This window comes from Micromonospora rhizosphaerae, from assembly GCF_900091465.1.
Lineage (GTDB): Bacteria > Actinomycetota > Actinomycetes > Mycobacteriales > Micromonosporaceae > Micromonospora > Micromonospora rhizosphaerae.
In genome coordinates this window covers 1518622-1540842 of the sequence record NZ_FMHV01000002.1, presented here as the reverse complement: position 1 = coordinate 1540842, position 22221 = coordinate 1518622, and the positions used below count along the sequence as shown (strand labels likewise).

The following is a 22221-nucleotide window of genomic DNA, read 5'->3' as shown; positions in this document are numbered from 1 at the left end:
GCAATCCAGGGCGTCCGGCCGCCCGGATTGGCCGCATCCCACGACCGCCGGCCGACCGCCGACCGCCGGTCGGCCACGACGACGAGTGCCGGACGTGGTCAGTCCTGGTCGGAGATGGTCTCGGCCGGTAGGTCCACGGCCGCCCACGGGTCCTTGCCCGGAGTCTGCGCCCCGGTCGGGCAGGTGCGGCGGTAGTCGCACCAGCCGCAGCGCGGCCCGGGTGTGGTCGGGAACGCCTCGTCCGGGTCGGCGCCGTCGGCGACCGCCCGCTCGGCGGCCATGATGTCCCGGGCGGTCTCCTCGGCCCGGGTGACCTGCCGGGCCAGCGACTCGGGGGTGTGCTCATGCGCGGCGACCGTGCCGGTGGGCAGGTGGTGCAGCTCGACCCGGCGGCACGGCCGGCGGAACACCCGCTCGGCGGCGTACGCGTAGAGCGCGAGGGCCTGCGAGCCGCGCGCGTCGTCGGCGTCCAGGCCGGTGCGGCCGGTCTTGTAGTCCACGATGACCAGCTCGGGGCCGTCCGGGCCGGGCCGGGCGTCGATCCGGTCGGCGCGGCCGTTGAAGGCGAGCACCGCGGTCTTGACCGCCACCACCCGCTCCACCCCGACCGGCTCGACGCCGGGCTCGAGGCCGGCGACGTACGACTCCAGCCAGCTCAGGGCCCGGCGGTAGGCCTCCCGCTCCTGCTCGTCGTCGCGATAGCCCTCGCGCACCCAGGTGCCCTTGAGCAGCGTGGCCAGCGCCTCCGGGCGGCGGCGCTCCGGGGCGAGCGCGTACCAGTTCTTCAGGGCGGTGTGGACGCTTGCGCCGAGCGAGTTGTGCGCCCACGGCGGCCCCTTCGGCGGCGCGGGACGGTCGACGTACGAGTAGCGGTAACGGCGCGGGCAGTCCGCGTAGGCCCCGAGCTTGCTCGGCGTGCAGACGAAGAGCCGCTCCGGCATGCCCTCGAAGCCGAGCTGCTCGGCGCGCGGGTGGGGGGCCCGGCCGCCGGCGGCCGGTCGTCCGGTCGGGGAGGGTCGTCGCACGCCTGAGATCCTGCCACCCCGGTACGACACCCCGCGACGACGGCGGGCCGGGCGAGGAGGCGGTCAGCGCATGCTGACGTATTGGGTGACGAAGGCGGCCACCGCGTCGGCGATGAGCTGCACCGCGATGGCGGCCAGCAGCAGACCGGCGATCCGGGTCAGCACCTCGATGCCGGCCGGCCGGAGGATCCTGACGATGACTCCGGAGAAGCGCAGCACGATCCAGACCGCGACCATCACCGCGATGATCGCGGCGGCGATGGCGACGTAGTCGGTCAGCCCCTCGGCCCGCTGGACGAAGAGCATGGTGGCCACGATGGCGCCCGGGCCGGCCAGCAGCGGGGTGCCCAGCGGCACCAGCGCCACGTTGGACGTCACCTGCTGCTTCGGGTCGTCGGACTTGCCGGTCAGCAGCTCCAACGCGACCAGCACCAGCAGCAGCCCTCCGGCCGCCTGCAATGCCGGCAGTTTGACGTGCAGGTACGCGAGCAGGGTCTGCCCCGCCACCGCGAAGATCACGATCACCCCGAGCGCCAGCGCGACGGCCTGCCAGGCGGCCCGGTTCCGGTCGCGGGCCGGCAGCGGCCCGGTCAGCGCGACGAAGATGGGCATCATGCCCGGCGGGTCGGTGATCACCAGCAGGGTCACGAAGACCTCGCCGAAGAGCTTGAGATCCACCCGCACACGGTAGCCGCGCCCCCGGAGCCGGAAACGCGGATCAGCCGGAAGCGACCGGGGTCACCCCACTGGACGCGGCGACGATCCGCTCGTACGCCTCCGGGTCGGTGGTGTTCGCGCCGAGCTGGACGGTCTTGTGCGTGCCGTGGAAGTCCGACGAGCCGGTGACCAGGAGACCCAGCTCGGCGGCGAGTCGGCGTACCTGGGCCCGCTCGGCGGGCGAGTGGTCCTCGTGGTCGGCCTCCAGGCCGGCCAGCCCCGCCGCCGCCAGCTCGACGATCAGCTCGTCCGGCACGATCCGTCCCCGCCGGGTCGCCCGGGGATGGGCGAAGACGGGCACCCCGCCGGCCGCCCGGACCAGCCGCACCGCCCGGAAGACGTCGATGTCCTCCTTGGGCAGTCGGTACCGCTCCCCCAGCCAGTCCGGCCCGAACGCCTCGGTGGTCGTCGCCACCAGCCCGGCCCGGATCAGCGCCTGGGCGATGTGCGGCCGGCCGACCGTCCCGCCGCCCGCCCCGGCGAGGATCTCCCGCCAGCTCACCTTGATCCCGTCGGCCTGCAGCAGCCGCACGATCCGCTCGCCGCGCTCCTCCCGGGCGAGCCGTACCCGGGCCAGCTCGGCGACCAGTTCCGGCTCCTCCGGGTCGAAGAGGTACGCGAGCAGGTGCAGCGGGATCGCCGGCTCGACGCCGTACCAGCGGCAGGAGAGCTCAGCGCCGCGGACCAGGCTGAGCCCGGGCGGCAGCGCGCGTACCGCCTCGGCCCAGCCGCCGGTGGTGTCGTGGTCGGTGATCGCGACGATGTCCAGCCCGACAGCGGCGGCGGCGCGGACCAGCTCGGCCGGGTTGAGCGTGCCGTCGCTGGCGGTGGAGTGGGCGTGCAGGTCAATCCGGGCGGTCGCGGCGGTGGTCATCGTCCGACGCTACCGGGTCCCGGTGACCCGACGGGGACGGTGCACGGCCCGGGTGGTCAGGAAGGTGGGTCGCTCACCACGACTGGGCGGTCGCCCGGCGCGACGCCGTCCACCGGAGTCGGCTTCGGCCGCTCGCCGGCCAGCACCCGGTCGACCCGTACCCGGACCAGCCGGCCGGCGCCGTCGACGTGGAGCGCCGCGCCCGGAGTCCAGGCCACGGCGCCGCTCACCGCGGTACCGGCGGGCCGGGCCGACACGCCCGAGTCGAGCGTGGTCAGGTCGACCAGTAGGGCGTCCTTCTTCGCGCCGTTCACCAGCAGCCAGCGTCCGTCCGCCGAGACCGCGCCGCGGCCGTCGGTGCCCAGCTCCGGGCCGCAGCCCGTCCGCACCGAGGCCAGGCCGTGGGCCGCGTCGAGCACGGCCAGGCAGGGCCGGCGGGGCGTGCCCGCGGAGACCTGCCCGACCACCCGGCCGTCGGGCAGCACGCCGTACACGTTCAGGACGTTCCGCTCGGCGGACGGCGGCAGCGCACCGATCGACCGCCGCCAGACGGTGAATCCGCCCTGCTGGGGCTGCCGCACCAGGACGGCGTCGTTGCCGGCGAAGCCGACCGGCACCGCCCCGTCCGGGGCGGCGGTCCGGGCGGTCGCGATGAGTTGGCCGCCGACCAGGCCGGCGGCGAAGATTTCCCCGCCGTCGCGCCAGGCGACCTGCCGTCCGTCCGGCGCCAGCGCGATCGCGTCCGCGCCGGCGAGCAGGATCTGGGAGGGGCTGCCGTTGGGCGGCAACCACCAGAGGGTACGGCCGGCCGCGGTGACCGCCGAGGTGATCAGCCAGCCCCCGTCGTCGGGGACGCGCTGTGCCCGGTCGACCTGCCCCACGCCGGTCAGCTCCCGCCGCTCGCCGCCGCTGGTGTCGATCCAGGAGCCGATGATCAGGTCCACCTCGGCGCGGACCAGCCCGTTCGCCGGCGGCCCGGGCAAGGGCGTGGTCGGCAGCGGCGACGCCGACGAGCCGCGTGGGTCGCCGAGCACCACCGTCGGGGTGCCGTCGCGGGTCGGCTGCTCGCCGAGCCGGGCCATGCCGGTGGTGACCAGCACCGTGGCCACCCCCGCCAGGGCCAGTCCGGCCAGCGCCCGGCGGCGGACCGTCCGGTTTGCCTGCCGGATGGCCACGCCGGCCGGGTCTGCGGCGAACGGCCGCGGCACGGCGACCCGACGGGCGAAGCTCTCCCGCAGTGCCCGCTCCAGCTCGTCCTGCGTCACGGGGAATGGACGCTCCGGACCGTCCGTCTGGTTGTCGCAGGCCGTCTGGTTGTCGCAGGCATGGTGCGTCCGGCTCATCGGGTCTCCGCCGCGACGGCGGCGGCCGGCCGGGCAGTGGCCGGGCCGCGGGAAAGGGGGGCTGGGCGGACCGCCGGCGCGCGTTCGACCGGTGGCACCGGGGCGGCCGCCGGGGCCGGGGACGCCGCGGGTCGCGGGCGGACCGGGGTACGGGCGGCCGGCCGGGCCGAGGGCGCCTCCTGCTCCGTCGGCAGGCCGAGGGCGGCCTCCGAGCCCAGCCGGCGGCGCAGCGTGGACAGGGCCCGGGAGGTCTGGCTCTTCACGGTGCCCGGGGAGATCTCCAGCAGGGCCGCGGTCTGCGCCTCCGACATGTCCTCGTAGAAGCGCAGCACCAGCACGGCGCGCTGCCGGGCAGGCAGCGCCCTCAGGTGCCGCCAGAGCGCGTCCCGGTCGAGCTGCTGCTCGATCTCGTCGACGCCGGCCCGTTCCGGCAGCACCTCGGTGGGACGCTCACCGTGCCAGCGGCGGCGCCACCAGCTCGTGGAGGTGTTGACCAGGACCCGGCGGGCGTACGGCTCGATGGCCTCGATCCCGCCGAGCCGCTTCCAGGCCAGGTAGGTCTTGGTCAGCGCGGTCTGGAGCAGGTCCTCGGCGGTCGCCCAGTCCCCGGCGAGCAGATAGGCGGTACGCAGCAGGGCACCGGAGCGGGCCGCGACGAACTCGCGGAACTCCTCCTCCAGCGGGTCCCTCCTCGCCACCGTTCACCTCCACACCCGTTCTCCCTGGCAGGCTGCCATGACCGGGGAGGTCCGGTCGACGGCAAAAGGTGCGCCGTTCATCCGATGTTCGGACAAAAAGTTTCACGCACCGTCGTCGGCCTTGGCCTCGTCCGCCTCCTTGCCCAACCGCGCCTCGACCGCCTGCGGCTCGTACATCTCCTCGACCACGCGCAGGTAGAGCTCGTTCGGTCTGGGCAGACTCTTGATCTCGCGCAGCGCCTGCTCCTGACCGGCCGATTCCAGCACGAAGGTGCCGTAGTTGAGCGCCCGCCCGGCCGGTGACTGCTCGTACTTCATGTCGGTGACCCGGACCAGCGGCATCATCGCCACCCGCCGGGTGATGATGCCGTCCACCACCATCACCCGCTTGTTGGTGAGGATGAACCGGTTGTACCACCATTCGGCGACCTGCCACGCGACCCAGCCCATCAGCAGGAACCAGAGCAGCACGGCGACGGTGGTCAGCGAGCCGACGTCGCGCCCGGCGAGGAAGCCGGAGAGGTACCCGAGGACGAAGGTGGCAAGGATGCCGATGAGCAGCGGCTTGGCGATGTAGATCCAGTGCCGCTTCCACTCGCCCCGGAACCGCTCGGTGGGGAACAGGTAGCGCGCGGCCAGCGGGCTCGGCTCGTCGTCGAGGGGCATTACCCGCCGGGTGCCCGTCGGCATGCCGGAGGCGTCCACCCGCAGGCCGGCCAGCTCCTCCTCGGTGATCTGCGGCTGCTGGTAGCCGGCCTCGGGGTCGCGGACCCAGGCCCGGCCGGACCCGCCCTCGCCCGCGTAGCCGGGGCCGGGGCCGTAGCCGACGTCGTCCGAAAGGGAGGGACCGTCGCCGAGGCCCGCGCCGCGGCCGAAGCCGGGACCGTCGTCGGGCCCGATCGGAGGGATCGGCTCAGTGTCGCGCTCCCGGCGCTCCCGGTCGGGGTCGTCGGGGTCGAAGGGGGGACCGGCGGGGCTGCCCATCGACGGCTAGGCGACCAGGCTGGTGAAGAAGTCGCCGAAGCCCTGAGCGATGTCCATGATGCCGCCGCCGAGCGACTTGGCGACGTCCGCGGCGGAGTTGGGCCGGTAGGCGATGAAGAAGATCAAGAACGCGACCAGGGCCCAGGTGAGGAGCTTCTTGACCATGGTGGGCCATCCTCTCGCGTGGCGCCGGGTCCCATTATGGCCGGGGCACCCAGGGTATCAGCATCGTGTCGTACAGTGAATATCCGCGCCCCGTTCCCCGACCCGCCCGGCGGGCCGGTCAGGCCTTGCCGTGCAGATACGGAGATGGTGCGCCGTACACGAGTTCGGGCGGAGTCCACTCGGTGAGGTCGTGCAGCGCGACTTCTTCCGCGAGGAGGTGACCCGCACTCGCCGGCCAGGCTATCGCATGGAGCCACATACCCCGAGCCTCGCCCGCGTACGCGCTTCGATCCCTCGGAGAATTCACCAACCACAGTGGAGTGGGGTGCCCGCCCACCCGGATTTTGGCGTGCGGCAGGCGTTCGGGGTGACCTGGGCCGGGATCCGTCAACGCCTCCTCGAGCTGCGGTCCCGGGTCCGGGCCCGGCACCCCCGCGAAGCGGTTGCCCAGGCCGACCCCCGGCTCCTCGGCGACGAAGAGCAGGTCCGCCGGTCCACCGTCGAATGGGGCCGGACCGGCGCAGGCGGCCGCGGTGGCCCGGATGCCGCCCCGGTCGTCCCCGGCCCACGCCACCCCGGTCAGGGTCCAGCCGGGCGGCAGGGGCCATGGGCACCACAGCGGGACGCCCGGCCGCTGGGGCGGGTCGGCGTCGGCGGCGATCCGCTCCACCACGCTCGCCACGATCTCGGCGCCGATGTGCTCGGGCACGTGCAGCGGGGGGACCGGGCCGCAGCGCAGGCACCGTGACTCACTGTGCATCAGGTCCGGCTCCCGGATCGGGCCCGCGCACCTCGGACAACTCACCGCGACACTCACATCTTTACCGTCACCCCGCACCGTCGGCCCGTCAAGCGGAGCGGACGGACCGGGGCGGATTCAGTCGGGCGGCGGACCGGCGTGGGCCCGGACCCAGGCGTGCATCGCGATGCCGCTGGCCACTCCGGCATTGATGGAGCGGGTCGAGCCGTACTGGGCGATGGAGAAGAGCTGGTCGCACGCGGCCCGCGCCGGGTCCGACAGGCCCGGGCCCTCCTGGCCGAAGAGGAGCGCGCAGCGGCGCGGCAGGGTGGTGGTCTCCAGCGGCCTGGCGCCGGGCAGGTTGTCGATGCCGACCACCGGCAGCCGCTGCGCCGCGGCCCACTCGACGAACTCCTCGATGCTCGGATGGTGCCGGACGTGCTGGTAGCGGTCGGTCACCATGGCGCCCCGCCGGTTCCACCGGCGCCGGCCGACGATGTGCACCTCGGCGGCGAGGAAGGCGTTGGCGTTGCGGACCACCGTGCCGATGTTGAAGTCGTGCTGCCAGTTCTCGATCGCCACGTGGAAGTCGTGCCGACGCCGGTCGAGGTCGGCCACCACGGCCTCCCGCCGCCAGTAGCGGTAGCGGTCGACCACGTTGCGCCGGTCGCCCTCGGCGAGCAGCTCCGGGTCGTACCGTGGGTCGTCCGGCGGGTCGCCGGGCCACGGCCCCACACCCACGTCGAGCTGCTCACCGGTCACGGTTTCCAGAGGGTACGGCCCCTCCGCGCCGCCTCGGCCGGGACCCGCCCCGCCGCTCAGCGCAGCCCCAGGGCACTGCCGACCCGGTCGAGGAAGCGCCGGTCGGCCGGACTCGAGTCGGCGACGGAGGCTCGACAGACCCGGGCCGCTACCGACTCCACCCACTGCCGGTACGCCGCCGAGTCGGCCGGATCGGCCCGCCGCTGGAGCACCCGCACCGCCGCGCGGCAGGCCGCCAGCAGGTCCACCATGTCGGTGAGGCGCTCGTACCGCGCCGAGGCGCCGTCGTGGCGGGCGTAGATCGCGGCGACCACGGCCCGGACCAGATCGCTGTCGAAGCCCCGGCCGGCCGCCACGGCGTCCAGACCGGCGAGCCCGGCGGCGACCCCACGGGACGGGCGCCCGGGCCCCGGCGAGGCGGCGGCGACGAGGACCCGGCCCGGCAGGTCGGTCAGCAGGTCCCACTCCGCGGCGGAGTAGACGGCGGTGGTCGGCGGTGCGGAACGGCGTCCGGCAGAGGGCGGCTCTCCGGCGACGGAGTGGCTCATGGGGACCTCCGGCGTCAGCATATGCCCCGGGTCACGGAAAGGGCCCCTTCCCCACCAGAACACGGCGGGCAAGGGGCCCTCGTCCCACGACGGGCCTCAGCGGGGCTCGGGGAAGCTCGGCCGCTCCGGGTCGACGCCCTCGGGCACGGCGGCGGCCGCGTACTCCTTCTTGGGGACCATGACCTTGCGGCGGAAGACGCAGACCAGCGTGCCGTCCTGGTTGTAGCCGCGGGTCTCCACCGCGACCACGCCGCGGTCGGGCTTGGAGGAGGACTCGCGCTTGTCCAGCACGGTCGTCTCGCCGTAGATGGTGTCCCCGTGGAAGGTCGGGGCCACGTGCCGCAGCGACTCGATCTCCAGGTTGGCGATCGCCTTGCCGCTCACGTCCGGCACCGACATGCCGAGAAGCAGTGAGTAGATGTAGTTGCCGACCACCACGTTGCGCTTGAACTGGGTCGCCGACTCGGCGTAGTGCGCGTCCATGTGCAGCGGATGGTGGTTCATGGTGAGCAGGCAGAAGAGGTGGTCGTCGTACTCGGTGACCGTCTTGCCCGGCCAGTGCCGGTAGACCGCGCCGACCTCGAACTCCTCGTAGTAGCGGCCGAACTGCATCCTTGTCCCCTTCGACGGGCGGCGATGGAGTTCGGCACAGCATGCCTTACCGCTTGTTAAGGAGACGACGGGGGCGCTGGTGATGAGGAAATGTCACATCGGCCACAACCGAGGGCAGACGCAATGAGCGGCGGGGCCCTCCCCGGCACCCGCCGCCCACGCTCTGATGGAAGGAATTCTGCCGTACGTCCATACTGCTCGGACAGAGACCGGCGTCACATTTATCGTTTTGTAACAACACGCAGAGTGACGAGCACGGGGCCGGCAAGCGATCTCTGCAGCTGAAGTCGGTCCTTGTCAATAGGTAAGTTACCGGTTCGTAGCGGTCGGCCCCGACGATCTCCTTGGAAGCGCTCCCATTACGGTCCGATCACGTCGACCACTCGTGGCCCGAGCGTCGCGGCGCGGAGACGCAGATTCCGCTCGATGGATCTGAGCGTGACCGGAGCGCTGCGCAGCGTTTCGGGGCGCTCCCCTCGGGAATTGAAGGGCACCCGCCCTGGTTTCCAGTGAAGACAAGCAATGCGCGCTGATCGGAGAGTGCAATGGCAACGGTTGAGGTGACCACGGCCAACTTTGACGAGGTGACCGAGAAGGACGGCACGGTGCTGCTCGACTTCTGGGCTGACTGGTGCGGCCCGTGCAAGCGGTTCGCCCCGGTCTACGAGCGCTCGTCCGAGAAGCACCCGGGCATCACCTTCGGCAAGATCGACACCGAGGCGCAGCCGGAGCTCAGCGCCCAGTTCAACATCCGCTCGATCCCGACGGTGATGGCGATCAAGGACGGCGTGATCGTCTACAACCAGCCGGGTGCACTGCCCGAGTCCGCCCTGGAGAACCTGATCGAGCAGGTCGAGAAGCTCGACATGGACGAGGTGCGCAAGCAGATGGCCGAGCACAAGCACTGATCCACCACCGCTCCGGCGCCGGCCGGGTCCCCGCTCGGGGGCCCGGCCGGAGTCGTCTCCGGATGCCCCGGCGCTCGTCCCCTCGGCCACGGCCGCGAGCTACCCGGTCGGCGAGGAGTGGACGACGGAATGGCACCGCTGGGCTGCCCAGATCCCGTATCGTCACCAGCCGATGGAGACCTTGACCAGCCGCGGGCGCGCCGTGCGGCTCGCCGCCACCGCGCTCGGGTTGGCGCTGTTGCTCGCCGGCACCTTCCGAGGCACCGACGACGACTTCCCGTTCGGGCCGTTCCGGATGTACTCCACCTCCGACCCGCCGGACGCGCCCGCCCCGGACACCCGCGTCGAAGGCGTCGACCGCACCGGCACGGTGGTCGATCTCGGCCAGGATGCCACCGGCATCCGCCGCGCCGAGATCGAGGGCCAGCAGAGCCGCTACGTCGCCGACCCCGCACGCCTGCGCCAGGTCGCCGACGCGTACGCCGAACGGCATCCCGCCGGCCCCGACCTGGTCGAGGTCCGCATCGTGATCCGCTGGTACGACATCCGGGGTGGACGCCCGACCGGCCGGTGGACCGACGAGACCGTCGTGAGCTGGCAGGCGACCCGATGAGCGGCTGGCTCACCGAGGCCGTCCCCCGCGGTCGGGTAGCCGCCTTCCGCACCCTGGTCTACCTCTTCGTCGCCGCCGACCTCGTCGTCTTCACCCCCTGGGTACGCACCCGGGTGGCCGTGCCCGGCGAGCTCTACCAGCCGCTACTGATCGGCCGGCTGCTCCCGCTGCCGCCCCCCACCCCCGCGCTGGTCGGCGTGATCTTCTGGGCCCTGCTGCTGCTCGCCCTGCTCGCCGCGACCGGCCGGGCGCCCCGGCTGCTCGGCTTCGCGGTCTTCGCGCTATACCTCGAGTGGATGATCATCGCGATGAGCTACGGCAAGGTCGACCACGACCGGTTCGGGCTGCTCGTCGCGCTGGCCGCGCTCCCCACCGCCGGCCGCGCCCGGCACGGCGATCCCACCCGGACCGAGGCCGGCGGCTGGGCCCTCCGGGTCACCCAGATCGCGGTGATCTGCACCTACTTCCTGGCGGCCTGGGCCAAGCTGCGCTTCGGTGGCCTGGACTGGGCGACCGGGTCGGTGCTGGCCAAGGCGATCATCCGGCGCGGCACCGAGCTGGCCGACCTGATCGCCCAGGTCCCGCACCTGCTGATCGTCGCCCAGTTCGGCATCCTCGCCTTCGAGCTGCTCAGCCCGGTGGTCTTCGTGCTGCCCGAACGGTGGCGGCTGGCGGCCGTCGGCTTCTTCTACTCGTTCCACCTGGTGACCATCGCGACGATCACGATCTCGTTCGCTCCGCACCTGGTGGCGATGACCAGCTTCCTGCCACTGGAACGCGTCCGCCCGGTGGTGTGGGCGCGCCGCCTGCTCGGTCGGCGTCCCGACGCGCCAGGGCGGAACCACGACGACGCCACACCGGCGGCTCCGCTCACCGGCCCCGAGCCGGTGGTGGGCCCGGCCACGCCGTAGCCGGACGGTCAGGCGTTGGTGGTCGGGCGACCGGCCGGGCCGTAGAGGCGTTCCCGGGCCTCCTGGGGAAGCGAGCACGCGGCGGTGCCGCCGGGCAGCCGGTGCCGGTTGCGGGCCACCCAGCGGTACGCCGGCCGGGCGGCCGCCCGGACCGGCGGGAAGCGCAGTCCGGCACCGGCGACCCGCCAGAGCGGCGAGCTGCCGCCGAGCAGCCGGGCGATCGCGTCCGGCCCCGACGCGCGGGAGCCGTCGGCGCCGACCCACTGCACCGCCTCCTCGCACTCGGCCTCCGTCAGGCCGAGCGCCCCGAGGTCGGCGAACTGCCAGGGCACCACTCGCGCACCGGTCGGGATCCGACGCTCGATGAACTCGGCGCAGCGGCTGCAGAAGGCGCAGTCGCCGTCGTAGACGAAGGTCGACGTCTCCATGCCTCCCATCCTCCACCTGCCGGGCGCGCTCCGGGCACCGGTGTCCGGCGGGTCACTTGCGCTCTTCTCGTACGCATGTTCGAATGATGGCCATGCGCTGGGACAACCTCTCCGCTCCCCCGGACGAGGGGATTCCCGACGGGGCAGCGCCAGCGACTCCACCCCTGCCGCTGGCGCTCCCCGGCGCGATCGCCCGCACGTTCGACACCCCCGGCTTCGCCGGGATGACGTTCTACGAGGTGCGCGCCAAGTCGATCATCAACCGGGTGCCCGGCACATCCCGCGTCCCCTTCGAGTGGACGATCAACCCGTACCGTGGCTGCAGCCATGCATGTAAATATTGCTTTGCAAGGAACACTCACACCTACCTCGATCTCGATGCAGGGGCGGACTTCGACCGGAAGGTGATCGTCAAGGTCAACGCCGGCGAGCTGGTCCGCCGCGAGCTGGCCGCCCCGCGCTGGCGCGGCGCGCACATCGCCATGGGCACCAACGTGGACTGCTACCAGCGGGCTGAGGGGCGCTACCGGCTGATGCCGCCGATCATCGAGGCGCTGCGCGACTTCGCCAACCCGTTCTCGATCCTGACCAAGGGCACGCTGATCCTGCGGGATCTGCCGCCGCTGCGCCAGGCCGCCGAGGTCACCCGGGTCGGCATCTCGTACTCGGTGGGATTCGTCGACGAGGAGCTGTGGCGGGCGGTCGAGCCGGGCACGCCCAGCCCGCGCCGTCGACTGGACGCCGTCCGGCAGCTGACCGACGCCGGGTTCGAGGTGGGGGTGCTGATGGCGCCGATCCTGCCCGGGCTCAGCGACGACGACGAGTCGATCGACGCCACCGTGGCCGCGATCGCCGCATCGGGGGCCACCAGCGTCACCCCGCTGGCGCTGCACCTGCGCCCCGGCGCCCGGGAGTGGTACGCGCAATGGCTGGCCCGGGAGTTCCCGCAGCTGGTCCCCCGCTACCGGCAGCTCTACCGGGCCGGGGCGTACGCGCCGCAGGCGTACCAGCGGGAGCTGACCGCGCGGGTGCGGATGGCGGCCCGCCGACACGGGCTGGACCGGGGCGAGCGGGGCGACAACCGGCGGCTGCCGGAGCCCCCGTCCGCAGCACCGGCCGAGCAGCTCACCCTGCTGTAACGGCGGCCCGGCGCTACAGTCGCGGGGTGCGTACCGCTCAGCAGATCCTCGCCGACTCCGCCGTGATCGCCGTCGTGGGCGCGTCCCGCGACCCGGGCAAGGCCGCGCACCGGGTGCCGCTGGAGATGCAGCGCCACGGCTGGCGGATCATCCCGGTGAACCCGACGGCGGACGAGCTCTTCGGCGAGAAGGCGTACCCGTCGCTGGCCGACATCCCGCACCCGGTCGACCTGGTCGACGTGTTCCGTCCCGCGCGGGACGCGGTCGACGTGGTCCGGCAGGCGGTGGCGATCGGCGCGCCGGCGGTGTGGTTGCAGCTCGGGATCTTCTCGGCGGAGGCACGGCGGATCGCCGAGGAGGCGGGGATCGACTACGTCGAGGATCGTTGCCTGATCGTGGAACGGGCGGCCGCCGGGCTGAGCCGGCTCGGCTGACCGGGCCGGTCAACTTCCGGGCGCCTCGGGCCCGAGGACCAGGTCCAACTGGGCGTCAAGCGCGCCGAGGGCGGTCTCCGCAGGGATGTGTCCGCCGAGCAGGTACATCCCGAGCCCTTCCATGACAGCCAGCAGACCTACTGCGGCGCGGTCCGGGTCGACGCGTCGGTCTGCCGTACCTGCCAGTTGGCCGGCGCGGACCTGCCCGGCGATGAAGGCCAGCATCCCGGCCGTCTCCTGGTGCAGCGCGGCGGCGACGGTTGGGCGTACCGCCGTGTAGGCGAGGAAGGCCAGCGCCACCCGACCGTCCGCCCGGCGCACCTCGTCGAGGGGCAGCAACTCGGCCAGCATGGTCCGAAGGAGCGTGCGCGGGGAGGGGTCGTCACCCAGCGCCGCGACTGCCCGGGTCACCCGGGCCTCGCTGTGTTCGCGGACCACGGACAGCGCGAAGGTCATCATCTCGTCCTTGGTGCGGAAGTAGTGCTGCACCATCCCGGAGGAGACGCCGGCCTCCGTCGCCACGTGACGCAGGCTGACCGCTTCCAGCCCGTGTTCGGCGGCCACCCGCATCAGTGCGTCGGCGATCAGCCTGCGGCGCTCCCGGTGATCGACCCGTTTCGGCATGGCCCCATGCTTTCACAATGCGACTGCATTGACACCCTGCCGCCAGTCGGTTACGTTGCAACTGCAATGTAAAGGACCTGGAGGGCAAGGTGACCGTGCGGAAGCAGAGTCGCCCCGTCGCGTTGCTGCGGCGCGCGGTCGTGTACGAGGTGGGCATGTGGCGCAGCCTCTTCCGCTGGCTCCTGCGCCGGCCGCTCGTGCTGCCGCCCGGGGCCGAGGCGTTCAGTTACATCGGTGTGGTGAAGCCGATCCTGGTTACCTTCATCGTCCTGTCGGCGATCGAGATCCCGATCTTCGACTTGATCATCCGGCACACCGTGCCGTGGCCGTCGGTGCGGGACGCCGCGCTGGGGCTCGGCATCTGGGGCCTGTTGTGGATGATCGGCCTCTTCGCCAGCCTGCGGATCCACCCGCACGTCGCCGACGCCGCCGGTCTGCGCGTCCGCAACGGCTTCTCGGTCGACTTCATGGTGCCCTGGGCGGCCGTCGCACGGGTCGAGGCCCGCTACCGCTCCCTGCCCTCCAGCCGAACCGTCCAGCTCGAGTTGGACGACGCGGGAGCGGTGCTGAACGTCGGCACCGGCAAGCAGACCAGCGTTGACGTCGTCCTGCGCGAGCCGCTCTCCGTACGGCTCCCCAAGGGCCCGAGCGAGCCGGTCCGCGAGATCCGCCTCTACGCCGACGACCCCGCCGCGCTGGTGGCCCTGACGCGCCGGCATCTGGCGGTACGGCTTCCCGGCTCGGACGTTTAGGCGGGCCCGGAACCGCCGCCTCACCGTGGAGCTGCCGCCACGGCCTCCACCCGGCTCGGCTCACCGCTCGTTGGGCGGATGGACCAGGGGCTAGGGGCGGCCGGTCACCGCGCCGGAGCCGGCCGTCGGGCCGGCCGCCGCGTGACCGGCGCACACCGTCAGAGCTTGTACTCCTTTAGCAGGCCTCGGGAGATGATGGTCTTCTGGATCTCCGAGGTGCCCTCGCCGATGAGCAGGAACGGCGCCTCCCGCATCAGCCGCTCGATCTCGTACTCCTTGGAGTAGCCGTAGCCGCCGTGGATGCGGAACGCCTCCTGGACCACCTCGGCGCAGTACTCGGAGGCGAGCAGCTTGGCCATGCCGGCCTCGACGTCGTTGCGCTGGCCGGCGTCCTTGAGCCGAGCGGCGTTGACCATCAGGGCGTGCCCGGCCTCGATCTTGGTGCCCATCTCGGCGAGCTTGAACGCGATGGCCTGGTGCTTGGCCAGCGGCTGGCCGAAGGTGCGGCGCTGCTGGACGTACGCGACGGCCAGCTCGAAGGCGCGGATCGAGATGCCGCAGGCCCGGGCGGCCACGTTGACCCGGCCGACCTCGATGCCGTCCATCATCTGGTAGAAGCCGCGGCCGAGCTTGTCGGCGCCGCCGAGGATCGCTGACTCGGGGACGATCACCCCGTCGAGCACCATCTCGGTGGTCTCGACGCCCTTGTAGCCCATCTTGTCGATCTTGCCGGGGATGGTCAGGCCGGGCGCGGTCTCGCCGAAGCCGGGCTCCTTCTCCAGCAGGAAGGTGCTCATGTTGCCGTAGACGGAGTCGGCGCCGGTGTCGGTCTTGACCAGGGTGGCGACCACCGAGGAGTACGCCCCGTTGGTCAGCCACATCTTCTGGCCGTTGATGACGAAGTTGTCGCCGTCGCGGACCGCCTTCGACTTGATCGCCGAGACGTCCGAGCCGCACTCCGGCTCGGACATCGAGAAGGCACCACGCACCTCGCCGGTGGCCATCCTCGGCAGCAGCCGGGCCTTCTGCTCCGCCGAGCCGTGCTGGGAGATCAGGTACGCCACGATGAAGTGGGTGTTGACGATCCCGGAGATCGACATCCACCCCCGGGACAGCTCCTCGACCACCAGGGCGTAGGTCAGCAGGGACTCGCCGAGCCCGCCGTACTCCTCGTCGATGGTCAGGCCGAAGAGCCCCATCTCGCGCATCCCGTCGAGGATGTCGGTCGGGTACTCGTCGGCGTGCTCCAGCCGCTGGGCGTGCGGAATGATCTCCTTGTCGGCGAACTCCCGGACGGTTTCCAGGATCGACCGCTGCACATCGGTCAGGCCGGGCGTCTGGGCGAGTCGGGCCATCTCAGCCTCCGGGGGGATCGGCGCATTACTCATGGGTAACTGAACGCTCGGTCAGTATCGGTCCCGCGACCGGCGAGGCCAAGGTGACCAGTCCACACAACCGCTGTGAAAAGGTTCACCGCTGCGGGTAGCGTCCGCAAGAGAGGGGCCGTTGACCTGCGACGGAGGGGGCGAGCGGGCGTGAGCCAACCACCACCCAGGGAGCCGGATCAGCCGCCGTCGCCGTACGAGCCGCCCTCCTACGGCCAGCCGTACGGGCAGCAGCCCGGCCCGCAGTACGGGCAGCAGCCGCAGTGGGGGCAGCAGCCCTCGTACGGGCCGCAGCCTCCGTACGGGCAGTACGGGCCGCCGGGCGAGGGGCCGCGACCGGGCGGCACGCCGAACGTGCTCGCCATCCTCTCGCTGGTGTTCGCTTTCGTCTTCGCCCCGGCCGGCATCGTTCTCGGGCACCTGGCGAAACGGCAGATCCGGCAGACCGGCGAGGGGGGTGACCAGCTCGCCACCTGGGGCCTGGTGCTCAGCTACATCTTCACCGCGATCGGCTTGCTCGCCTGCTGCGGCTGGATCGCCGTGGCGTACTGGGCCAACTCCCAAGGCGACACCTACAGCTGACCGGGACCGGCTCCCGCCCGATCGGCGAAGGCGGCCCCGGCCGACTCAGCGGAACTGCGCCTCCCGGACGCTGTTGCCGCCGTCGACCACCAGCATCTGGCCGGTGATGTACGAGGCGGCCGGCGAGCAGAGGAAGGCGATCGCCGCGGCCACCTCGTCCGGGGTGCCGGGGCGGCCGACCGGGGTGCCGAGCCCCTGCTTGATCTCGGACCAGGTGGACGCCGCCGTATAAATGGTGCCGGGCGCGACCGCGTTGACGGTCACCCCGTCGGCGATCATCTCCATCGCCAGTGCCCGGGTCAGCCCGACCACGCCGGCCTTCGCCGCCGCGTACGCGGCCTCGGTGGGCAGGGCGTTGACCGGACCGGCGGTCGCGGCGAGGTTGACGATCCGGCCCCAGCCGCGCTCGGCCATCCCGCTGATGAACGCCCGGCTGCACAGGAAGGCGGTGGTCAGGTTCCGGTCGATCTCGCCGCGCCACTCCTCGTAGCTGAGCTGGGCCACCGGCCGCAGCACCTCGGGGCTGGCCCGGCTGGCCAGGCCGGCGTTGTTGACCAGCACCTCGACGTCACCGAGCTGCTCGGTCACCGCGTCGGCGAGCGCGCCCACCTCCGACTCGTCGGTGAGGTCGGCGACGAAACCGGTGACGCCGAGCTCGCCGGCCCGCTCATGGATGCGCCGGGTGGTGGAGACGATGGCGACCCGGGCGCCCAGGTCGGCCAGTCGGCGGGCGGTGGCGTACCCGATGCCGTCCGGACTGCCCGCCCCGGTGACCAGCGCGACCCGCCCGTCGAGCCGCATGGTGACCGGCTCGGCCAGCGGCTGCGCCTGGTCGTGGTCGGCGGTCAGCGTGGCGGCCGGGAACGGCTCGCGGGTCAGACCCGGGCGGCCCGGTCTCGATCGGCTGCCGGAGCGTTCCTCGGGGCGCGCGTCGGTTGCCATGCGCAGATCCTGCCCCCTCCGGCGAGTCCGGGCAATCCGGCACCCGGTATCGCGGGACGCCAGTTTTCGCCCGCCGTGGCTACCCTGGCGGCGCACCCGCACCTAACGGAGATGAAACCTGATGACCTATCCCCCACCGCCCGGTGGTTGGCACGACCCGTCCGTGCCCGGCCAGCAGTCGACGCCGCCGGCCGACCCGACCCAGGGCGGCAACCCGATCCCCGCCCAGCCGACCCCCGCCGACCCGTACGCCGCCCCCGGCTACCCGCCGCCGACCGCCGACCCGTACGCCGCCGCAGGCTACCCGCCGCCCATGGGCGACCCGTACGCCGCGGCCGGTTACCCACCGCCGGGCTACCCGGGATACGCCTACCCGGCGTCCGCGAAGACCAACACCCTGGCCATCGTGGCACTGGTGCTCTCGCTGGTCGGCTTCGCCTCCTGCATCACCGCGCCGATCGGCGCGATCCTCGGCCACGTGGCACGCAAGCAGATCCGGGAGACCGGGGAGCAGGGCGAGGGCATGGCGAAGGCCGCCATCATCGTCGGCTGGATCCTCACCGGCCTGCTGGTGCTGCTGATCGCCTTCTACGTCGTGGCGATCGTGTTCGCCATCAGCCAGAGCAGCTCCGGCAGCAGCTACTGAAGACGAAACGGGCCGTCCCGTTCGGCCGGGACGGCCCGACGCCGCCCCGGCGAGGCGGCCTCCGCTCACTCCGAGGGCGGGGTGAAGCTCGACGTGCGGGTCATGCCAGCCGCGCGCCCCTTGGCGGCGATCACCAGGGCCATCTTGCGGGACGCCTCGTCGATCATCTCGTCGCCGAGCATCACCGCGCCGAGTCTCCCGCCCGCCTCAGAGGTGGAGTAGTCGTACGCGTCGAGGATCAACTCCGCGTGGTCGTAGTCGGCCTGGGCCGGCGAGTAGACCTCGTTCGCCGCCTCGATCTGGCCCGGGTGCAGCACCCACTTGCCGTCGAAGCCGAGCGCGGCCGAGCGCTTGGCCACCTCGCGGAACGCGTCCACGTCCCGGATCTGCAGGAACGGACCGTCGATGGCCTGCTTGTCGTGCATCCGGGCGGCCATCAGGATCCGCATCAGGATGTAGTGGTAGGGGTCGCCCGGGTAGTCCGGGATCAGCGCCCCGACGACCAGCGACTTCATGTTGATGGAGGCCATGAAGTCGGCCGGTCCGAAGATGATGGTCTCCACCCGGGGCGAGGCGGCCGCGATGGCGTCGACGTTGACCAGGCCGGCGGCGTTCTCGATCTGCGCCTCGATGCCGATCCGGCCGACCTCCAGGCCGAGGGTCTTCTCGATCTGGGTGAGCGTCAGGTCCAGCCACTGCACCTGGGCGGTGTTCTGCACCTTCGGCAGCATGATGCAGTCCAGGTTGGCGCCGGCACCCTCGACCACCTCGATGACGTCCCGGTACGTCCATGGCGTGGTGAGGTCGTTGACCCGGACCACCCGGGTCTTGCCGGCCCAGTCACCCTCGTTCAGGGCGGCCACGATGTTCTTCCGCGCGTCGGGCTTGGCCAGCGGGGCGACCGCGTCCTCCAGGTCCAGGAAGACCTGGTCGGCCGGCAGGCCCTGGGCCTTGCCGAGCATCTTGACGCTGGAGCCGGGTACCGCGAGGCAGGACCGGCGGGGGCGACCGACAGCGGCCATGGATGCGCTCCTTCCAGCGTCCGGCGACACGCCGACGCCACCTGACATGAAACCGAGAACTTAACGATCCCAAAGGGATTTGTGACGCCACGGTAACCTCGTGCCGTGACCGGGGTGAATGGACCTGTGGAAGATCTCACTGAGCGTCGGACCGTGGTGGTGACGGGCGCCAGCTCCGGCATCGGACTGGCCGCCGCCGTCGACCTGGCGCGCCGGGGTGACCGGGTGGTACTGGTCGGCCGGGACCCGGCCCGGCTCCAGTCCGCCGGGGACCGGGTCCGGGAGGCCGCCGGCGAGCGGCCCGAGCTGTTCCGGGCCGACTTCGCGGTCCTCGACGACGTCCGGCGGCTCGCCGACCAGCTGCGCGCCGCGTACGACCGGATCGACGTGCTGGCCAACAATGCCGGCGCGGTCGTGCTGCAACCGGTGACCACGGTCGACGGTTTCGAACTGACCATGCAGGCCAACCACCTGGCCCCGTTCCTGCTCACCAACCTGCTCCGCGACCGGATCGGCCGGATGGTGGTCACCGCCTCCGGCGCGCACCGCAGCGGCGCACTCGATCCGGACGACCTCAACGCCGCGCTGCGCCGCTACCGGCCGATGCGCGCGTACGGCACCAGCAAGCAGGCGAACATCCTCTTCGCCGCGGAGGCGGCCCGGCGCTGGCCGGACGTGCCGGCGTACTCCTTCCATCCCGGCGTGGTGCGGACCCGGTTCGGCAACGAAAGCCGACTGGTCGCCCTGGGCATGCGGCTGCTGCCGTTCCGCAGCCCGGAGAAGGGCGCGGAGACGCTGGTCTGGCTGGCCAACCAGGATCCCTCCCGGCTGGTCGACGGCGCGTACCACCACGACCGGCGGCTGCGCCGGCCGCTGCCCAAGGCGGCCGACCCGCAGCTCGCCGCCCGGCTCTGGACGGCCAGCGCCAAGGCCGTCGGCACCGGCGAGTGACGGGTTTTCCGGTGGCGTCCCGCCGCGGCCGGGTGCCACACTCCGCGCCATGACCACGGGGAACGACACCGGGACCGGCAGCGCAGACCCGGGCCGGGCCGACGGCGCGACCCTGCGGGTGGGCGGCGCGGACGCCGAGCTGGAGGCCCGGATCGGGCGGGAACTGACCGCGTTCAACAACGCCGCGACCGGCGCCGACGACGAGGCCGACCTCTCGGTACGGGTCACCGACGCCGACGGCGAGCTGGTCGGCGGGCTGACCGGCTGGACCTGGGGCGGCCGGGCCGGCATCAACACCATGTGGGTGCGCGCGGACCAGCGGCACCGCGGCTGGGGCGGAAGAATGTTGGGGGCCGCCGAGGAGGAGGCCCGCCGGCGCGGCTGCACCGAGATCTCGGTGGCGTCGTTCTCGTTCCAGGCGCCCGCGTTCTACCGGCGGCACGGCTACACCGCCACCGGGATCCGGGACGGCATCCCGGGCGGCCACGTCGACCACCAGTTCTGGAAGTCGCTGGTCGACGACCCGGCGGGGGTGCTCCGGCTGGTCGCCCTGGTCGACCTGCGCGCCGACCCCGAGGCCGGTCGGCGGTACGAGGACGCGGTGCTCGCCCTGCTCGGACGGCACGGTGGACGGCTGGAACGGCGGCTGCGTACCGGGGACGGGCGGACCGAGGTGCACGTCATCCGGTTCGCCTCGCGGGCGGGTTACGACGGGTACCTGGCCGACTCGGAACGGGCCGCGCTCCGGGCCGAGCTGGGCGACGTCGCGCCCACCGCCCGGGTGCTGGAGGTCCACGACATCTGACCGGCCCCTCCTCCTGCGGGTTACGTCTTTGTCGGCAGCCGGAGCTTCTCGTGCTCTTGCTGAACTGTCCACGCTTCAGTCTGGTTCGGCCACGGCCCCGGCGATTCCGCGGGGCCGACCTGCCCGTGCCCACAGCCGGTAGAACACCGCGGCGACGAGCAGTGCGGCGGCCAGCGACGCGATCGGGTAGCCGCGGGCGAGGTTCACCGCCAACGTGAAGGAGACCCCGAGAGCACCTACGAGGCTGACCGCGAGCTGCACGGGCCGCCGTTCGCGACGGAAAAATACCGCCATGGCGGCCAGACCGGCCAGGAAGCTCAGGAACACCGCGACGGCGTAGAAGACCACCAGACGCTGCTCACGAGCGTCGACGGCGACAGTCACGACAGCCGACATGGCGATGAACAGCAGTAGACCCCAGAAGGGCGTGTGGTGAACGTTGGTACGTCCCAGCGGGGCCGGCAGGATCCCGGTCGTCTGGCCCTCGGACAGAGTCTGGCGAGCGAGTGCCTTGAGCAGCCCGGGTCCGGCCTGGAAGGAGGAACAGGCGGCAGCCAGGAGCAGCAGTGCGGTCATCAGCTGGAAGGCGGCGAACAGCGGGCCGGGCGCGGCGACGCGGGCCAGCTCGGCGATCTGGGTCGTGTTCTCGTGCGGCTCCCCGATTCGTAGTCGGCTGGCTTCGATCGTCAGGCCGAGGGTGATCGTGCCGACGATGCCGAGAGTCAGCCACAGCGTGATTCGCCCGAACCGGCGCCGTCCGGCACCGACGAGCTGGCCGAGCTGGGCGATGGCCGAGGAGGGCGCTTCGACTCCGGTGGCCAGGGCCATGGCGACCGGGAACGCCAGCGCGATCGCCACCGGCGGCGGGTGCGGTGCGGTTCGGCTGACAGTGCCGGTGGGGTGAGGTTGGGCTACCGCCCCGTAGACCAGCACCAGCAGGGCCGCGGCGATGAATCCCACCGTCATGGCCGCGAACACTGCCCGGCCGAGGTGCCCGAACCAGGTCAGGCCGGCGACGGCGACGATGAGCGCGAGCGTCAGGGGTACCCGCCACGGCGCCAGGGCCGGCAGGTAGGCGATCAGCGCGGCGGCCGCCGCGGCGCAGCTGATGGCGATGGTGAGCACGAAGTCCACGATCAGCGCGCCCATCGGCACGAACGCCCAGGCCTCGCCGAACGCGTCCCCCGCCGCGGCCGCCGCCCCGCCGCCCTCCGGGTACCGGGCCACCAGCTGGTGGTAGTTGAGGATCACGAGGGCGATCAAGCCCAGGACCAGGCACATCGTCGGCAGGAGCAGCGACAGGTCGCCGTTCAGTGCCCGCAGCGCGGCTTCGATGGCGTACGCCACCGAGGAAACCGGGTCGGCCATGATCGCGAACGCGAACGCGAACAGAAGGACGGGACGGCTGTGCAAACCCATCAGACGGCGCGGAGGCTGCCGCAGTCTCCTGGCACTGCTGGACACCGGAACCTCCGCCGGCCGCGAACAGGACTCGTCCAGACTTCCCAGGACGCCGAGCCGTAGTCCGCTCGAGCGGCTGCTCGTCCCTGACCGCCCGGCCTGCAGATACTCCTCACCACGCGATATTGAGCAACGTCGACTGCTGTTCAGT

General features: G+C 72.3%; 27 protein-coding genes. 10 read left to right on the top strand and 17 right to left on the bottom strand.

The window, feature by feature from the left end:
* Nucleotides 1-98: 98 nt before the first annotated feature.
* The 11 genes from GA0070624_RS07550 to GA0070624_RS07505 form a co-directional block, all read right to left on the bottom strand.
* The gene (locus GA0070624_RS07550) at nt 99-941 is read right to left on the bottom strand and encodes a RecB family exonuclease (protein WP_245719132.1); all 843 of its coding nucleotides are present in this window, start codon (nt 939-941) and stop codon (nt 99-101) included.
* Between the two features lie 147 nt (nt 942-1088).
* Nucleotides 1089-1703, bottom strand: coding sequence for a MarC family protein (locus GA0070624_RS07545; RefSeq protein WP_091348335.1), 615 nt, complete (start codon nt 1701-1703; stop codon nt 1089-1091).
* Nucleotides 1704-1743: 40 nt separating this feature from the next.
* A complete protein-coding gene (locus GA0070624_RS07540; protein ID WP_091338030.1) occupies nt 1744-2616 on the bottom strand; it encodes a PHP domain-containing protein in 873 nt (290 codons plus the stop codon).
* 56 nt (nt 2617-2672) lie between these two features.
* Nucleotides 2673-3959, bottom strand: a complete 1287-nt coding sequence (locus tag GA0070624_RS07535; RefSeq protein ID WP_091338027.1) for a TolB-like translocation protein — start codon at nt 3957-3959, stop codon at nt 2673-2675.
* A complete protein-coding gene (locus GA0070624_RS07530; protein ID WP_091338024.1) occupies nt 3956-4657 on the bottom strand; it encodes a SigE family RNA polymerase sigma factor in 702 nt (233 codons plus the stop codon). The genes GA0070624_RS07535 and GA0070624_RS07530 overlap by 4 nt, the downstream gene beginning before the upstream one ends.
* 102 nt (nt 4658-4759) lie before the next feature.
* Nucleotides 4760-5641 (bottom strand): PH domain-containing protein, encoded by an 882-nt coding sequence (locus tag GA0070624_RS07525; protein ID WP_091338021.1) that lies wholly within the window; start codon nt 5639-5641, stop codon nt 4760-4762.
* Nucleotides 5642-5647: 6 nt separating this feature from the next.
* The gene (locus GA0070624_RS34620; protein ID WP_165823053.1) at nt 5648-5806 is read right to left on the bottom strand and encodes a hypothetical protein; all 159 of its coding nucleotides are present in this window, start codon (nt 5804-5806) and stop codon (nt 5648-5650) included.
* Nucleotides 5807-5924: 118 nt separating this feature from the next.
* On the bottom strand, nt 5925-6611 hold the full coding sequence (locus GA0070624_RS07520) for a DUF6758 family protein (RefSeq protein ID WP_342672743.1): 687 nt from the start codon (nt 6609-6611) through the stop codon (nt 5925-5927).
* A 72-nt stretch (nt 6612-6683) separates the two neighbouring features.
* Nucleotides 6684-7307: a TrmH family RNA methyltransferase gene (locus GA0070624_RS07515; protein WP_091338016.1), complete on the bottom strand. Its 624-nt coding sequence runs from the start codon at nt 7305-7307 to the stop codon at nt 6684-6686.
* A 56-nt stretch (nt 7308-7363) separates the two neighbouring features.
* The gene (locus tag GA0070624_RS07510; RefSeq protein WP_091338014.1) at nt 7364-7855 is read right to left on the bottom strand and encodes a hypothetical protein; all 492 of its coding nucleotides are present in this window, start codon (nt 7853-7855) and stop codon (nt 7364-7366) included.
* A gap of 96 nt (nt 7856-7951) precedes the next feature.
* On the bottom strand, nt 7952-8467 hold the full coding sequence (locus GA0070624_RS07505) for a MaoC family dehydratase (RefSeq protein ID WP_091338011.1): 516 nt from the start codon (nt 8465-8467) through the stop codon (nt 7952-7954).
* A gap of 545 nt (nt 8468-9012) precedes the next feature.
* Between GA0070624_RS07505 and trxA the strand changes: the two genes are divergently transcribed.
* The 3 genes from trxA to GA0070624_RS07490 all read left to right on the top strand — a co-directional run bounded on the left by trxA (nt 9013) and on the right by GA0070624_RS07490 (nt 10899).
* Complete coding sequence (trxA, locus tag GA0070624_RS07500; protein WP_091338008.1) at nt 9013-9375, top strand: thioredoxin; 363 nt, start codon at nt 9013-9015, stop codon at nt 9373-9375.
* A 172-nt stretch (nt 9376-9547) separates the two neighbouring features.
* On the top strand, nt 9548-9988 hold the full coding sequence (locus tag GA0070624_RS07495; RefSeq protein ID WP_091338004.1) for a hypothetical protein: 441 nt from the start codon (nt 9548-9550) through the stop codon (nt 9986-9988).
* A complete protein-coding gene (locus tag GA0070624_RS07490; RefSeq protein WP_091338001.1) occupies nt 9985-10899 on the top strand; it encodes an HTTM domain-containing protein in 915 nt (304 codons plus the stop codon). Before GA0070624_RS07495 ends, GA0070624_RS07490 begins: the two co-directional genes overlap by 4 nt.
* A gap of 8 nt (nt 10900-10907) precedes the next feature.
* Here GA0070624_RS07490 and GA0070624_RS07485 read toward each other — a convergent pair whose 3' ends face one another.
* Nucleotides 10908-11327, bottom strand: coding sequence for a thiol-disulfide oxidoreductase DCC family protein (locus GA0070624_RS07485; RefSeq protein WP_091337997.1), 420 nt, complete (start codon nt 11325-11327; stop codon nt 10908-10910).
* 92 nt (nt 11328-11419) lie between these two features.
* Between GA0070624_RS07485 and GA0070624_RS07480 the strand changes: the two genes are divergently transcribed.
* Together GA0070624_RS07480 and GA0070624_RS07475 are read left to right on the top strand one after the other, a co-directional pair.
* Nucleotides 11420-12466 (top strand): Rv2578c family radical SAM protein, encoded by a 1047-nt coding sequence (locus tag GA0070624_RS07480; RefSeq protein WP_091337994.1) that lies wholly within the window; start codon nt 11420-11422, stop codon nt 12464-12466.
* 26 nt (nt 12467-12492) lie between these two features.
* The gene (locus GA0070624_RS07475) at nt 12493-12900 is read left to right on the top strand and encodes a CoA-binding protein (protein ID WP_091337990.1); all 408 of its coding nucleotides are present in this window, start codon (nt 12493-12495) and stop codon (nt 12898-12900) included.
* Nucleotides 12901-12909: 9 nt separating this feature from the next.
* On the opposite strand, the gene GA0070624_RS07470 is transcribed toward GA0070624_RS07475, so the two are convergent.
* Entirely contained in the window at nt 12910-13524 is a 615-nt protein-coding gene (locus GA0070624_RS07470; protein WP_091337987.1) for a TetR/AcrR family transcriptional regulator, read from the bottom strand.
* Nucleotides 13525-13619: 95 nt separating this feature from the next.
* Here GA0070624_RS07470 and GA0070624_RS07465 point away from each other — a divergent pair, with 95 nt between their 5' ends.
* Nucleotides 13620-14276: a PH domain-containing protein gene (locus GA0070624_RS07465; RefSeq protein WP_245718696.1), complete on the top strand. Its 657-nt coding sequence runs from the start codon at nt 13620-13622 to the stop codon at nt 14274-14276.
* A 158-nt stretch (nt 14277-14434) separates the two neighbouring features.
* On the opposite strand, the gene GA0070624_RS07460 is transcribed toward GA0070624_RS07465, so the two are convergent.
* Complete coding sequence (locus tag GA0070624_RS07460; protein ID WP_091337983.1) at nt 14435-15631, bottom strand: acyl-CoA dehydrogenase family protein; 1197 nt, start codon at nt 15629-15631, stop codon at nt 14435-14437.
* A 180-nt stretch (nt 15632-15811) separates the two neighbouring features.
* Here GA0070624_RS07460 and GA0070624_RS07455 point away from each other — a divergent pair, with 180 nt between their 5' ends.
* Nucleotides 15812-16243 carry a DUF4190 domain-containing protein gene (locus tag GA0070624_RS07455; RefSeq protein WP_091337980.1) on the top strand — a complete coding sequence of 144 codons (432 nt, stop codon included), beginning with the start codon at nt 15812-15814 and terminating at the stop codon, nt 16241-16243.
* A gap of 45 nt (nt 16244-16288) precedes the next feature.
* Here GA0070624_RS07455 and GA0070624_RS07450 read toward each other — a convergent pair whose 3' ends face one another.
* On the bottom strand, nt 16289-17185 hold the full coding sequence (locus GA0070624_RS07450; protein WP_091337977.1) for an SDR family NAD(P)-dependent oxidoreductase: 897 nt from the start codon (nt 17183-17185) through the stop codon (nt 16289-16291).
* Between the two features lie 121 nt (nt 17186-17306).
* Here GA0070624_RS07450 and GA0070624_RS07445 point away from each other — a divergent pair, with 121 nt between their 5' ends.
* On the top strand, nt 17307-17831 hold the full coding sequence (locus tag GA0070624_RS07445; protein ID WP_091337973.1) for a DUF4190 domain-containing protein: 525 nt from the start codon (nt 17307-17309) through the stop codon (nt 17829-17831).
* Between the two features lie 65 nt (nt 17832-17896).
* Here GA0070624_RS07445 and GA0070624_RS07440 read toward each other — a convergent pair whose 3' ends face one another.
* Nucleotides 17897-18853, bottom strand: coding sequence for an HpcH/HpaI aldolase/citrate lyase family protein (locus GA0070624_RS07440; RefSeq protein WP_091337968.1), 957 nt, complete (start codon nt 18851-18853; stop codon nt 17897-17899).
* Nucleotides 18854-18979: 126 nt separating this feature from the next.
* Between GA0070624_RS07440 and GA0070624_RS07435 the strand changes: the two genes are divergently transcribed.
* Together GA0070624_RS07435 and GA0070624_RS07430 are read left to right on the top strand one after the other, a co-directional pair.
* Nucleotides 18980-19804: an SDR family NAD(P)-dependent oxidoreductase gene (locus GA0070624_RS07435; protein ID WP_091337966.1), complete on the top strand. Its 825-nt coding sequence runs from the start codon at nt 18980-18982 to the stop codon at nt 19802-19804.
* Between the two features lie 49 nt (nt 19805-19853).
* Nucleotides 19854-20609 (top strand): GNAT family N-acetyltransferase, encoded by a 756-nt coding sequence (locus GA0070624_RS07430; protein WP_091337963.1) that lies wholly within the window; start codon nt 19854-19856, stop codon nt 20607-20609.
* A 75-nt stretch (nt 20610-20684) separates the two neighbouring features.
* Here GA0070624_RS07430 and GA0070624_RS07425 read toward each other — a convergent pair whose 3' ends face one another.
* A complete protein-coding gene (locus GA0070624_RS07425) occupies nt 20685-22028 on the bottom strand; it encodes an APC family permease (protein ID WP_091337959.1) in 1344 nt (447 codons plus the stop codon).
* Between the last annotated feature and the right edge of the window lie 193 nt (nt 22029-22221).